Annotated in this window: 9 protein-coding genes; 6 read left to right on the top strand and 3 right to left on the bottom strand. The window is 64.5% G+C overall.

From position 1 onward, the window contains the following. Positions 1-4: 4 nt before the first annotated feature. Complete coding sequence (locus AC07WT_RS09535; RefSeq protein WP_494946880.1) at positions 5-784, top strand: peptidylprolyl isomerase; 780 nt, start codon at positions 5-7, stop codon at positions 782-784. A gap of 124 nt (positions 785-908) precedes the next feature. On the opposite strand, the gene purL is transcribed toward AC07WT_RS09535, so the two are convergent. Continuing rightward, the gene (gene purL / locus AC07WT_RS09540; RefSeq protein ID WP_494946881.1) at positions 909-5,057 is read right to left on the bottom strand and encodes a phosphoribosylformylglycinamidine synthase; all 4,149 of its coding nucleotides are present in this window, start codon (positions 5,055-5,057) and stop codon (positions 909-911) included. 339 nt (positions 5,058-5,396) lie between these two features. Between purL and AC07WT_RS09545 the strand changes: the two genes are divergently transcribed. The 3 genes from AC07WT_RS09545 to pgi all read left to right on the top strand — a co-directional run bounded on the left by AC07WT_RS09545 (position 5,397) and on the right by pgi (position 10,299). Further along, entirely contained in the window at positions 5,397-6,692 is a 1,296-nt protein-coding gene (locus AC07WT_RS09545; RefSeq protein WP_494946882.1) for an FAD-dependent oxidoreductase, read from the top strand. Positions 6,693-6,802: 110 nt separating this feature from the next. Further along, positions 6,803-8,392, top strand: a complete 1,590-nt coding sequence (locus tag AC07WT_RS09550) for an NAD(P)H-hydrate dehydratase (protein ID WP_494946883.1) — start codon at positions 6,803-6,805, stop codon at positions 8,390-8,392. 284 nt (positions 8,393-8,676) lie between these two features. Then, positions 8,677-10,299, top strand: a complete 1,623-nt coding sequence (gene pgi, locus AC07WT_RS09555; RefSeq protein WP_494946884.1) for a glucose-6-phosphate isomerase — start codon at positions 8,677-8,679, stop codon at positions 10,297-10,299. A 76-nt stretch (positions 10,300-10,375) separates the two neighbouring features. On the opposite strand, the gene AC07WT_RS09560 is transcribed toward pgi, so the two are convergent. Next, a complete protein-coding gene (locus tag AC07WT_RS09560) occupies positions 10,376-11,062 on the bottom strand; it encodes an ABC transporter ATP-binding protein (RefSeq protein WP_115099920.1) in 687 nt (228 codons plus the stop codon). Between the two features lie 28 nt (positions 11,063-11,090). On the opposite strand from AC07WT_RS09560, the gene AC07WT_RS09565 reads away from it, so the two are divergent. Both AC07WT_RS09565 and AC07WT_RS09570 read left to right on the top strand, forming a co-directional pair. Continuing rightward, positions 11,091-11,765, top strand: coding sequence for an arylesterase (locus tag AC07WT_RS09565; protein ID WP_492593691.1), 675 nt, complete (start codon positions 11,091-11,093; stop codon positions 11,763-11,765). 120 nt (positions 11,766-11,885) lie between these two features. Next, a complete protein-coding gene (locus tag AC07WT_RS09570; RefSeq protein WP_494946885.1) occupies positions 11,886-12,239 on the top strand; it encodes a hypothetical protein in 354 nt (117 codons plus the stop codon). Between the two features lie 189 nt (positions 12,240-12,428). Here the strand turns inward: AC07WT_RS09570 and AC07WT_RS09575 are convergent, their stop codons facing one another. Then, entirely contained in the window at positions 12,429-14,366 is a 1,938-nt protein-coding gene (locus tag AC07WT_RS09575; RefSeq protein WP_494946886.1) for a SurA N-terminal domain-containing protein, read from the bottom strand. Between the last annotated feature and the right edge of the window lie 54 nt (positions 14,367-14,420).

Raw genomic sequence — 14,420 nt, forward strand, 5'->3', positions numbered from 1 at the left:
TTCGATGACCTTGAAGAAAACCCGCCTCTGGGTATTGCTGGCTGCGTTTGCGGCCGCACCTGCATTCGCACAGAACATCGCCGTCGTGAACGGCACGCCGATTCCGAAGGCGCGCGCCGATGCGCTGATCGACCAACTGGTTCATCAAGGCCAGCAAAACACGCCGCAACTGCAAATGGCCGTGCGCGAAGAGCTGGTGAACCGCGAAATCCTGATGCAGGAAGCGCTGCGCCGTGGTCTGCCGAATCGGCCGGACATCAAGGCGCAAATCGCCGTCGCACAACAAACCGTGGTGCTGCGCGCGCTGATCGAAGACTTCGTGAAGAACAACCAGCCGACCGACGCCGAAGTCACCGCGCGTTACAACGCGCTGATCAAGGACGCAGGCGGCAAGGAATATCACCTGCACCACATCCTCGTCGACAACGAGCAGCAAGCCAAGGATCTGATCGCGAAGATCAAGGGCGGCGCGAGCTTCGAAGATCTCGCCAAGCAGTACTCGAAGGATCCGGGATCCGGCAAGAACGGCGGCGACCTGGACTGGTCGGACCCGAAGGCCTACGTGCCTGAATTCGCGGACGCGGCCACGCATCTGCAGAAAGGCCAGATGACCGACGCGCCGGTGCATACGCAATTCGGCTGGCACATCATCCGTGTCGACGACGTGCGCAACATCACGCCGCCGCCGCTCGAACAAGTGCGTCCGCAGATCGTGCAGCAGATCCAGCAGGAAAAGCTGCAAGCGTTCGAAGAAGGTCTGCGCAAGAACGCGAAGATTCAGTAAGCGGGTTGTTGCCTGCCGGTTGAGAATAGAAAAGCCGCCCGAGGGCGGCTTTCTTGTTTCTGCGAGTTCTGCGGTCCGGTTTCAATTTCGAAGGCCGCCGCGCAACGCAGCGGCCTTTCCAACCTCAACCCAGCCAGCGGCGCGCGTTCTGGAACACGCGCATCCACGGGCTGCCGTCCGTGCGGCCCTCGCCCCAGCCTTCCGGATGCCAGCTCATCTGCACCGCGCGATGCACACGCTCGGTGTGCGGCATCAACACGGTGAAGCGGCCATCCGGCGTGGTCACCGAGGTGATGCCGTCCGGCGAGCCGTTCGGGTTGAACGGATATTGCTCGGTGGCCTGGCCGCGGTGATCGACATAGCGCATCGCCACGGCCACCTTCGACGCATCGCCTTGCTGCGAGAAGTCGGCGAAGCCTTCGCCGTGCGCGATCGCCACCGGAATGCGCGAGCCTTCCATGCCGGCGAAGAAAATCGACGGCGACGCCTGCACCTCGACCAGCGAGAAGCGCGCTTCGAATTTTTCCGACTTGTTGCGCGTGAACTTCGGCCACGCTTCGGCGCCCGGAATCATCGACGCGAGGCTGCTCATCATCTGGCAGCCGTTGCAGATGCCGAGCGCGAACGTGTCTTCGCGGCCGAAGAACGCCGCGAACATGTCGGCCAGCTGCGCGTTGAAGCGGATCGCCTTGGCCCAGCCTTCGCCGGCGCCCAGCGTGTCGCCGTATGAGAAGCCGCCGCACGCCACCGCACCGGCGAAATCCGCCAGCGTGGCGCGGCCCGACAACAGGTCGCTCATGTGCACGTCGTGCGCGTCGAAACCGGCGCGGTCGAATGCGTACGCGGTTTCGAGGTGCGAGTTCACGCCTTGCTCACGCAGGATCGCCACGCGCGGCCGCGCGCCCTTGCCAACGCCCCGAAGGAAGTCCCCTTGGGGGGCGCCCCGAAGGAAGTCCCCTTGGGGGATGAACGGCGCGGCGACGTCTTCAGCCGGATCGAATGTGAGGACCGGCGAAATGCCCGGATCGGCCGCGTCCAGCAGCGCGTCGTATTCGGCGTCGGCGCAAGCCGGGTTGTCGCGCAAACGCGAAATGCGCCAGCTCACTTCGCTCCACGCGCGATGCAATTCGGTGCGCGGCGCTTCGTAGACCTTCTTCGCGTCGCGGTAGATTTCAATCGTGTCGCGTTCGTTGATTTTGCCGATCACGTGCGAGCACGCCGACAGGCCATGCTCGCGCAGCGCGCCCAGCACGGCGTCGCGGTCCGCGGCGCGCACCTGGATCACCGCGCCGAGTTCCTCGGTGAAGAGCGCGCGGATCGTGCGGTCTTCGCGGCGGCCGCTGGTCTGCCTGGCCCAGTCTTTGGCGTCGCCGTAATCGGATTCGTGATGCGGATCGAGCACCAGCATGTCGACGTTCAGCGACACGCCGACATGACCCGCAAACGCCATTTCGCACACCGTCGCCCACAGGCCGCCGTCCGAGCGGTCGTGGTACGCGAGCAGCTTGCCGTCGCTGTTGAGCGACTGGATCGCGGTGAAGAAGCGCTTCAGATCTTCCGGATCGTCGACGTCCGGCACCGTGTCGCCGACCTGCTGCGTGACTTGCGCGAGGATACTGCCGCCCAGCCGATGCTTGCCGCGGCCGAGGTCGATCGCGATCAGCACCGAATCGCCCACGCCACCCGTTCCGCTCGCGCGGCGCAGTTGCGGCGTGAGGTGGCGGCGCACGTCTTCGACCGGCGCGAAGGCCGAGATGATCAGCGAGACCGGCGCGACCACTTCCTTCGCGACGCCCTTGTCTTCCCACTTGGTGCGCATCGACAGCGAATCCTTGCCGACCGGAATGCTGATGCCGAGCGCCGGGCACAACGCCATGCCGATCGCCTTGACCGTGTCGTACAGCGCGGCGTCTTCGCCCGGTGCGCCGCACGCGGCCATCCAGTTGGCCGACAGCTTGAGCTTATCGAGCGACGCGATCGGCGCCGCCGCGATGTTGGTGACCGCCTCGCCGACCGCCATGCGGCCCGACGCCGGCGCGTCGATCACGGCGAGCGGCGTGCGCTCGGCCATGGTCATCGCTTCGCCGCGGAAGCCGGCGTAGTCCATTGTCGTGATCGCGACGTCGGCGACCGGCACCTGCCACGGGCCGACCATCTGGTCGCGCGCGGTCGTGCCGCCGACCGAGCGGTCGCCGATCGTGATCAGGAACGACTTGCTCGCCACCGTCGGGTGACGCAACACGCTGAGCGCGACGTCCGACAGCGCGATGCCGGTGACGTCCACCGGCTCGAGCTTCGTCTCGACGCGCTTGACGTCGCGATGCATGCGCGGCGCCTTGCCGAGCAGCACTTCCATCGGCATGTCGACCGGCTGATGCGCGGCGCCGTCTTTCAGTTCGGCGTCGATCAGCTTCAGCTGGCGCTCGGCGGTGGCCGTGCCGATCACCGCGAACGGGCAGCGCTCGCGCTGGCACATCGCCTCGAAGGCCGGCAGATCGGCCGACGCGATCGCCAGCACGTAACGCTCCTGCGCTTCGTTCGACCAGATTTCGCGCGGCGACAGACCGCTTTCTTCCAGCTGGATCTTGCGCAGTTCGAAGATCGCGCCTTTGCCCGCGCCGTCCACCACTTCCGGAAACGCGTTCGACAGACCGCCCGCGCCGACGTCGTGAATGCTCAGAATCGGATTCTTTTCGCCGAGTTGCCAGCACGCATTGATGACTTCCTGCGCACGGCGTTCGATTTCCGGGTTGCCGCGCTGCACCGAGTCGAAGTCGAGTTCGGCGGTGTTGGTGCCGGTCGCCATCGAGCTGGCCGCGCCGCCGCCCATGCCGATGCGCATGCCAGGGCCGCCGATCTGGATCAGCAGCGATCCCTCCGGCAGATCGTGCTTGTGCGTGTGCTGATCGGAAATATTGCCGATGCCGCCCGCGATCATGATCGGCTTGTGATAGCCGCGCACCAGACCGGCCACGTTTTGTTCGTAAGCGCGGAAATAGCCGCCCAGATTCGGCCGGCCGAATTCATTGTTGAACGCGGCGCCGCCCAGCGGCCCGTCGATCATGATTTGCAGCGGCGACGCGATGCGGTCGGGACGGCCGTACGCTTCATGCTTGTCGTTCGGATTGCGGTGCGCGAGCGGCTGCGCGGCGTCGCGGGCGTTTTCCCATGCTTCCACGCCGTCCGGCAATTCCAGATTCGACACCGTGAAGCCCGCCAGACCCGCCTTCGGACGCGCGCCGCGGCCGGTTGCGCCTTCGTCGCGGATTTCGCCGCCCGCGCCGGTCGAGGCGCCCGGGAACGGCGAGATCGCGGTCGGGTGGTTGTGCGTTTCCACCTTCATCAAGGTGTGCGTCAGTTCGACGTTGCGGCGATAGTGCTCGGGCAACCCGTTTTCGCCGGGTTCAGCCGGCGTGCGCGGGAACCAGCGCTCGGCCATGCCGCCCGCCATGATCGCCGAGTTGTCCGAATACGCGACGATCGTGCCTTGCGGATTCAGCTTCTCGGTGTTGCGGATCATGTTGAACAGCGAGATGTCCTGCGGCTCGCCGTCGATGGTCCATTGCGCGTTGAAAATCTTGTGGCGGCAGTGTTCGCTGTTGGCCTGCGCGAACATCATCAGTTCGACGTCGGTCGGGTTGCGGCCGAGCTTCGTGAACGCCTCGACCAGGTAGTCGATTTCGTCGTCGGCGAGCGCGAGGCCGAGTTCCGTGTTCGCCGCTTCCAGCGCGCCGCGGCCGTTGGCGAGCACGTCGACGGTTTGTAGCGGCTTGGCCGGCAGTTCGTCGAACAGATGCAGCGCGTGATCGCGCGACGGTGCGACGCTTTCGGTCATGCGGTCGTGCAGCGCCGCGGCGACCGCCGCACGGGCTTCGTCGGAGAGCGCCTTCTTGCCGCCCAGCAGGCCGCTTTTCAACGTGACCGTGTACTCGACGCCGCGCTCGATACGGCGCACCTGCGTGAGGCCGCACAGATGGGCGATGTCGGTTGCCTTGCTGGCCCACGGCGACACCGTGCCGAAGCGCGGCACCACGAGGAAGCTTTCGGCCGAGCCGCGTTCTTGGCTTTCTTCGAACGGATGGCCGTAGTGCATCAGCGCTTCGATCTTCGCGTTGTCTTCCGCGGAGAGCGGCGTTTGCGCGTTGACGAAGTGCAGATACTGTCCGCGCACGCCGGTAATGTTGGCGTCGATGCGCGTAAGCGTTTCGAGCAGGCGGGTTTGACGGAAATCGGAAAGGGCCGAAGCGCCGGGGAAACACGAGAAGTGGGCCATGGACTTGACGTTGCGTCGCTAATGATGCCGATGAGTGATGCCGATGAGTCGCGCGTGCAGGCGACGTGAGGCGGAAAGGAAGTCCGGGATTATACCCCGGGAACGGGCTTCCAGCGGGCTTGCAGATAGGGGGTTAGCGCGGTGCCGGCAGGGTTTCGGGGCTAGCGCGCCAGGCGCCGCCTGCGGCCCTCGCGTGACAAAGCGATCGTTTTGGCTGCTATCATTCGCCCTTTCACCAGATCGGCGCGAACAGCCTGAGCAAAGCCGGGCTTCGCGCCGCATGTCACGCTTAAGCGGAATGCAGGGCTTCGGTATCCCGCCGGCAAATCGAATCAGAACATGGATGTCATCGTCATCGGCGGCGGGATAGTTGGCGTCGCCACCGCTTATCATCTGCGCGCGGCGGGCCACAGGGTTTGCGTGGTCGAGCGCCACGCGACCGTCGCGCAAGGCGCGACCTATGGACACGGCGGCACCGTCCTCCCGACCCCGCTCGACGTCTGGTTCGGCCCGACTTTCATGGCGAACCGTCAGGGCGCGAAGAACGGTGTCATCAGCAAGACCGGCTTCAACGGGCCGGCGCGCCAGTTCGTCAAGCAGCTTGCCGCCTTGCAGGAGCCGGAGGCGTTCAGCCAGCAATACGGGCGGCTGCGCCCGCTGATCGAGGCGTCGCGTGACGCGATGGCCGACATGGAGGCGCGCTTCGGCCTGGAATTCGAACAGGCGAACGGCCTGCTTTATCTGGTGCGCTCCGCGCAAGAATGGGAGCAGACACAAACCGCGCTCGAATTGCTGCGTCAATACGAAGTGCCGCATCACGTACTGACGCCTGCCGAATGCGCCGCATTCGAGCATTCCGTGCCGACCGATCCCGAATTCGCCGGCGGCGTGCTGTTCGACCATGAGCGCACGGCAAACTGTCCGCTGTTTGCCAAGCTGATCAAACAGACGCTGGATACGCAGGGCGGCGTGCAATTCATGCCTGGCTGCGAAGTGTCGGCGATCCGCCTCGACGGCGAGCGCCCGGCGGTGGAATTGGCGGCGCGCCCCGGCAAGATGTCCCGTTCACGCGACGTCGACGTCATCAACGCTGATGCGATCGTCGTGGCCGCGGGCTACGGCAGCTTGCCGCTGCTCGAACGCCTCGGGCTGCGACTGCCGCTGCATCCGTTGCGCCTGCACACGCTGGTTGCACCGATTGCGCATGAGGAATGTGCGCCGCACGTTGCGATCGTCGATGCGGTGAAGCGAATTGCGATCACACGGATGAACCACCGTCTGCGGATTGCGGGTGGCGCGGTATTGCAAAGTACCGGCCAGATCGACAAACCGCTCGGCGATGCCTTGACCAAGGAGGCGCTTGCGCTGCTGGGCCAGGCGACGCACGACTGGATCCCGGGCGCCGCACGGATTTCCGCGGCGCTGCCGTGGGAGGGGGTCAAGCTGCTGTCGCCGGATGGTTTGCCGGTGATTGGCAACGCGTTGCATCCTCGTCTCTTTGTGAATGTGGGTCACGGCCCTGCGGGATGGGGGCTGGCATGCGGAGCAGGGAAACTGGTGGCTGATCTCGTTGCCGGTGCGGCGCCTGACTTGCCCGTGGATACGTTGGCGGCGCTTCGGCCGGACCGGTTTTAACAGGGGCTTTCTGCCGCGCAGGCAAAAATCCCCACACCCCCAATCCGCACTACCATAATGGCGTCAAAAGCTGACTCACCTTGCTAAAAGGCGAACCCCAAGCCGCCGCCATGACCCGATCCGACACCACGCCACCGCAGCTCGTCACCCCGCACAACCGTGCGCTCCCCCTCCTCACCCTGACGGACCTGAGGATCCTGGAAACTCAGGCATCGGCCGCGTTGCCGGCTCATACGTTAATGGGCCGCGCAGGCAAAGCCGCCGCGAGCTTCCTGAGCGAGCAAATAACCCGTGACACGTCAGTCGCCAGGACAAAGCACAAAGTGTGGCTAATCGCCGGGCCGGGCAACAACGGCGGCGACGCCCTGGTCATGGCGACGGAACTCCACAAAGCCGGCCTCGCGGTTGAACTCTGCATGCCCGTCGAGGTAAAACCGGAAGACGCCCGCTGGGCCCTGAACAACGCCCGCGCCGCCGGCATTGCAATCAGCTCGACACTCCCGGCCTCGCTGGACGAATACACGTGGCTAGTGGACGGCATGTTCGGTATAGGCCTGACGCGCCCACTGGAAGGCGTCTTCGCGACCGCCGCCCGCCGACTCTCGCAACGCAGCAAAACAAAAAAAGGCGGCGTGCTGGCGCTGGACACCCCAAGCGGCCTCGACAGCGATACAGGCACGATAGTCGGCCAGGAGCAAAACGAAGGCGACGTGGTCCGCGCCACCCACACCATCACCTTCATCGGCGCCAAGCCTGGTCTCTTCACGGCACAAGGCCGCGACCTCGCCGGCGCGGTAACGGTGGCGCCGATCGGCATCGACAGCTCCGCCCGCACGGGCGTGCAACTCAACGCGCCCGAACTGTTCGCCGCCTTCCTGCCGTCACGCGATTTCGCCACCAACAAGGGCACTTTCGGTAGCCTCGCGGTGGTCGGCGGCGACACCGGCATGTGCGGCGCGCCGATCCTCGCGGCGCGCGCGGCGCTCTACGCCGGCGCGGGCAAAGTGCACGTCGCCCTGCTGGGCGTTGGCGCGCCGCCCTACGATCCGCCGCATCCCGAACTGATGCTCCACGCAATCGACGATCTGCCGCTCGATACGATGGACGCGCTCGCCGTCGGCTGCGGCATGGGTCATCTCGAGCGCGCCACGCGGATCCTGCATGACGTGTTGCCCCTCGACGCGCCCAAGCTGCTCGACGCCGACGCGCTGAATCTGATTTCGAAAGACCCGTCGCTTGCGGCAGCGGTCACGGCGCGCGGCGTGCAAGGCGATCCGTGCGTGCTGACGCCGCATCCGCTCGAAGCCGCGCGCCTCCTCGGCACCGACGCCCCGGCCGTGCAGCGCGACCGGCTGGCCGCGGCGCGCGCGCTGGCGGCGCGCTTTGCCGGCGTCGTCGTGCTGAAGGGCTCCGGCACGGTGATCGCCGCGCCGGACGGCCGCCTCGCGATCAATCCGACCGGCAATGCCGCGCTAGCGACAGGCGGCACCGGGGACGTGCTCGGCGGCATCATCGGCGCCCTGCTTGCGCAACACTTGCCGCGCTTTGAAGCGGCGCTGGCGGGCGTCTACCTGCACGGCCTCGCCGCCGACACGCTGAGCGCCCAGGGCCACGGCCCGGCCGGCCTGACGGCGGGAGAACTGGCGCCGATGGTGCGGACCTTGCTGAACCGGATGTTCTATCCGGCGCCGAATCGATGAACCCGCATCTCGCGCAGTCTGCCGCAGATGCCCAAACCGCGGCCGCCTCGCTGCCGCCTGTCACGCAACGCCGTTATACTGATTGACTGCGCCGCCCGACAGATTCATTGCGGGTTGCGGCGAAACTTCAGCGAGTGATTTCATCCCGAAGCCGGCTCGCGAAGCTTCGCCGCAACCCGCGACGAACCCGGCCGCGCGGCATCGCTCTAACAGCATCGTTGCATCATCCTCGGCAGCGCTTCACGCGCGCGCCTTTCTTCGTGCCCCTTCGTTAGACGGACGCTATGACGCAGAACTCGCTCCCCTCCTGGTCCTCGCTGCAAACGCATTACGAGAAGATTCGCGATGCGCACCTGCGCGACTGGTTCGCCCCCGAGAACGATCCCGCCCCTACCCGTGCTGAGCGCTTTGCGTTCGCGGGCGGCGGTCTCGCGGCCGATTTCTCGAAGAACCGCATCACCGACGAAACCCTGACACTGCTGGTGCAACTCGCCCGCGAAGCCGGCGTCGAACAGCGCCGCGACGCGATGTTCGCGGGCGAAGTCGTCAATCCGACCGAAGGCCGCGCCGCCTTGCACACCGCGCTGCGCGCCAGCGACCCGCAAGCGCCGTTCTACGCACAGGTGCAGGCCGAGCGCGCCAGAATGGCCGCTTTCGCCGACCAGGTGCGCAGCGGCGCCTGGACCGGCTACACCGGCAAACGGATCCGCCATATCGTGAACATCGGCATCGGCGGCTCGGACCTCGGGCCGAAGATGGTCGTGCACGCGCTGCACCATCTGGCGAGCCCGGAGATCGCCACTCACTTCGTGTCGAACGTCGACGGCGCCGATCTGTACAACGTGATGCAGCAGATCGATCCCGAAGAAACGCTCGCGATCATCGTCTCCAAGACCTTCACGACGCTCGAAACGATGACCAATGCGCGCTCGCTGCGCGACTGGTTCATCGAGAAAGGCTGCCCGGAAAGCGCGCTGGCCAAACACTTCGTCGGCGTGTCGGCGAACCCGGCGGAAGTGGTCAGGTTCGGCATCGCGAAAGAGAACGTGTTCGAGATGTGGGACTGGGTCGGCGGCCGTTATTCGCTGTGGTCGGCGGTGGGCCTGTCGATCATGATCGCGATCGGTCCGCGGCAGTTCGGCGAACTGCTGGCCGGCGCCAACGAAATGGACCAGCATTTCCGCGCCGCGCCGCTCGAAAAGAATCTGCCGGTGCTGCTCGGCATGATCGGCATCTGGTATCGCAACTTCTTCGGCTCGCAAAGCTATCTGGTCGCGCCGTATTCGGAAGCGCTGCATTTCCTGCCGTCGTATCTGCAACAGCTCGAGATGGAGAGCAACGGCAAGTCGGCGCGGCTGGACGGCGCAATGGTCGACTATCCGACTTCCGCCGTCACGTGGGGCGAGCCGGGTACGAACGGTCAGCATGCGTTCTTCCAGATGCTGCACCAGGGCCCGACCATCGTGCCGATCGACTTCATCGCGGTGCTGACGCCGGAGCATCCGCTCGTCAGCCATCATCCGAAGCTGCTGGCCAACTGCTTCGCGCAGAGCGAAGCGCTGATGCTCGGCCGCACGCTGGAAGAAGCGAAAAAGGTGGCCGGCGCGGACACGCCGGAACTCGCACCGCATCTGGTGTTTCCGGGTAACCGTCCGACCAGCACGCTGCTGGTCGACGCACTGACCGCCCGTTCGCTCGGCGCCCTGATCGCGCTTTACGAGCACAAGGTGCTGGTGCAGGCGTCGGTATGGAACATCAATCCGTTCGATCAGTGGGGCGTCGAGCTGGGCAAGATTCTCGGCAAGGTTGTCGAGGCGGATCTGACCGCGGCAAGCATCGATGCGGCGAAACACGATTCGTCGACCTCGGCGCTGATTGCGCGGGCACGCGCTGCGTTAAAGCGTTGAACGTGTGCGGCGCGCCCGTTCGCGCCGCATGCGCTTGCGCTGACCGCTCAATGCGCCGGGCGGTGCGGCGCCACGCTCAGGCCAATCGCCCCGCCTCGATCGTCACCGTGGTATCGCAGCGGCGCGCAAGCTCGATGTCGTGCGTGACGAGAATCAACGTAGCGCCGTTCGCGCGATTCATCTCGAACATCAGGTCGATCACCGCATGACCCGTAGCCGCATCGAGACTGCCGGTCGGCTCGTCGGCAAACAGGATCGCCGGGTGCGTGACGAACGCCCGCGCGAGCGCGACGCGTTGCTGTTCGCCGCCCGACAGCAGCTTCGGATAATGACCGGTGCGCTGCCCGAGGCCCACCTGCTCCAGCAAGCGGCGCGCTCGCGCCGCGGCCTCGCGCGTGCCGATGCCCCCTTGCAGTTCCAGCGGCAAGGTGACGTTTTCGAGCGCCGTCAAATGCGGCATCAGTTGGAACGACTGGAACACGAAGCCGACCGAGCCGCTGCGCAACGCGGCGCGCTCATCTTCGTTCAGTTCGGTGAGTTCGCGGCCCAGCAGCCGAACCGAGCCCGAACTCGCGCTGTCCAATCCTGCGAGCAAGCCAAGCAGCGTAGACTTGCCCGACCCGGACGCACCGACGATCGCCACACTGCTGCCGGCAGCGATGGCAAGATCGATATCGTCGAGAATCGTCAGTTCGCCCGTAGCATCCTTAACCCTCTTGCTCAAACCCCGCACGTCAATGACTGGATCAGTTTTGTTTAGCATGATGAAGCGTAGGTTGAAAGTGCGCGCCATGGCGCCTCGCGCTGCGGCGCTGACTACGGCATTCGGCTCGGCCGTGCTGGCCGCAGCCATGTTTTCGACGCCCTTCGTGGCTCGCGCCGCCAACGCGCCCGATGCGGCCAAGCCGGTGATCGTGGTGCTCGGCGACAGCATCTCCGCCGAATACGGCCTGCCCCGCGACACCGGCTGGGTGGCCTTGATGCGCCGGCGCCTGACCGACGAGCGAATCGATTATAGCGTCGCCAATGCAAGCATCAGCGGCGACACCACGAGCGGCGGCCGGGCCCGCTTGCCGGCGCTCCTGCAAAGACTCAAACCGAGCATCGTGATCGTCGAACTTGGCGCCAACGATGCGTTGCGCGGCGTGCCGCTCGCCACCACCGAAGACAACCTGCGCACGATCATCGAGCAGGCTCAGCAAGGTCATGCGAAGGTCGTGCTGGTCGGCATGTATGTACCGCCTAATTACGGCCCGGACTACACACAAAAGTTCCACGGCTTGTACGGCGAACTGTCGAAACAACTGCGCGTACCGCTGGTGCCCTTCCTGCTCGCGGGCATCGCCGACAAACCGGAGATGTTTCAGGCCGACCAGATTCATCCGACGCAGCAGGCACAACCCGTGCTGCTCAACAACGTGTGGCCGGCTGTGAAGCCGTTGCTGCGCACAAGTTCGCCGCGCTGAAAAGTTGGCTAACAACGTGTTTCCGAAAATTGGGGAACATGGATCCGTAAGGTCAATTTCGTAATCCATGCAACCTGGCTCGTCTCTGAGTCGATTCTGAGCGACTTTTGAGGAGATGACATGAAATACTTACCGTTAATCGCTTTGACCGTGGCAATTTCTGCCTTGGCCGCTCAACCGCCCTCAGGCGTCCAGTCCGTTGGGCAAAGCCAGCAACCACCCAAGGCCGTCGCTGCCTGCATTGCGCAGAAGTGGGCGGATGGCTCGCAACAAAAAGTCGTGTCGCAAGATACGCTGGCCAACGATCAGGCGCTCGACGTCTACGTTCCGGGCCAACAGCCGCCTAATGGCGCAGCCGCAGTGGTACGCCCGTCGTACACCGGCAAGGGTACGTGGGTCGGCTTCCGCGCGAATGGCGCCGCGGGCAGCGACGCCACTGGTGCGATCAGCGCTTGCCTTCAACAAGGCAACTGAACGCAACTGAAAACCGTCTGGAGCAGCGCTCCGCAGCCAACCGTTTGATGAGTTTGCGCTCGTCAAACTCGCACAATAAAAAAAGCCCCGCAATTGCATTGCGGGGCTTTTTTGCATCTGAGCGTTTCGTTTTACCGCGCGTTGTACCGCGGTTTTACCGCGCGTTTACCGATACGCTGGAGCCGAAGCTTATTCGCCGCTCGCCTGGGCATTGCTGCTGTCGAGCGAACCGTAGAACTTCACCTTCGACCGTTCACGCAGCGCTTGAACATAAGCCTCTGCTTCGGACTGCGCGTCGACCTGCGCAATCTGCTGTTGTGCCGCTGCCAGACGCTGCGGATCGACCGGCGCGCTAGCCGCCACCGAGTTCACGCGATAGATCGCATAGCCGTCGTTGCCGAGATCGACACCGACGTAAGCCGGCAGTTTTTGCGCATCCGCTTTGTAAATTGCGCTCAACGCCGCGGGCGGTACGCCTTGTGCGACGTTACGCGACACCTTCACCGGCGACGAGAAACCCGTCGTGGCATTCGACTTCTGCAATTCGGCCAGCTTCGCAATACCGTCCTTGTGCGCCGCCTCGTCCGACTGAGCCGCGATCACCTTCTGACGCACCGCGTCCTTGATGGTAGCGAGCGCCGGTACCGCCGCGGCCTTGTAGTCCGTCACGCGCGCGGCGATCAGCGTATTGCCGCCGACGTCGATCGCTTGCGTGTTGTTGCGCGCCGTCACCGCATCGTTTGCGAACACAGCGGTGAGGAATTTCGCGTTGTTCAGCGGGCTATCCGGCGGCAGCTTCGCGTCGGGCTGCGGCGTAACCGTGGCCGTTTGCAATTGCAGTTTGTACTTGTCGGCGGCCGGTTGCAGGCTCTTCGCTTTTTCGTAGACGATCGACGTGAAGCCTTCCGACTCGTCGCTGAAGGTCTTGCTCGCCTGCTGCGTCTTGATGTCTTTCGCGATCGCATCCTTCACTTCGTCGAACGGCTTGGTGACGGCCGGTTTCACGTCCGTGACCTTGACGATGTGATAACCGAAGTCGGTCTGCACGATGCCACTGACTTCGTCTTTCTTGAGAGCGAACACGGCGTCATCGAATACCTGGCCGCCCGCGATCATGCCGCGGCCGAAATAACCCAGGTCGCCGCCTTTCGATGCGGAACCCGGATCCTGCGAGTTCTGTTGCGCGATCTGCGCAAATTGATCCGGATGCGCCTTGATCTGCGCGAGCAGCTCTCCAGCCTTCTGCTTCGCCTTGGCCTTGTCGGCCGCGCTTGCGTCTTTCGGCGCGGCGATCAGGATGTGGCTCGCGCGCACCTGGCCGTCGGTGCGGTACTTCGCAATGTTGTCGTCGTAATACTTTTTCAGATCGGCGTCGCTCGGTTGCACCGCAGCCGCGAGCGTTGCCGGCGACAACACGAGGTACTGGATCGTTGCCTTGGCCGGCGTGGCGAAGTCGTTGCGATGCGCGTCATAATAGGCTTGCAGTTGCGCGTCGGTCGGCTGCACCTTCGCTGCATAGTCACGCGGATGGAACGCGATGCCCTGCACTTCGCGCTGCTGTTCGGCGAGTTCGGTCAGACGCTGTGCGAGAGTCTTCGACGTGAATGCGCTGCCCTGAATGCTGGCGGGCAGTTGTTGCGTGGCGATGCTGTAGCGCACACGCTCGTCGTATTGATCGGGCGTCATGCCCTGCATCGCGAGCAATTGCTTGTAACGATCGACGTCGATCGACCCGTCGGGATTCTTCAGCGACGAGATCACCGGATCGTTCAGCAAGACGCGCCGCACGGCGTCGTCCGAAGCGGTCAGATGCAGGCGCTGCGTTTCGTCGGCCAGCACGCGCTGCTCGATCAGACCGTCGAGCATGTCGCGACGGCGCTCCGGCGTGTCGAACGACTTCATGTCGAATTGCGCACCCAGCATCTGGCGGGCGCGGTCGAGCTGCTGACGCATGGCGTTGTCATACTCAGCGCGGGTGATCTTGTGACCGTTGACGCCGGCGACGTTTGCGCTTTCGTCAAAAAAGCCGCGGAAGCCTTGAATACCCACAAAACCCAACCCCGGCACAATGACGAGGATGAGCATGAACATCATCAGGCGTTTGTGATTGCGGAAAAAATCGAGCATGCGTGAGGAGTGCCAAAAACAGAACGCCCGATATTACAACAGCGGGCAATAAAA

This window comes from Paraburkholderia sp. GW821-FHT02A12 (assembly GCF_059422005.1).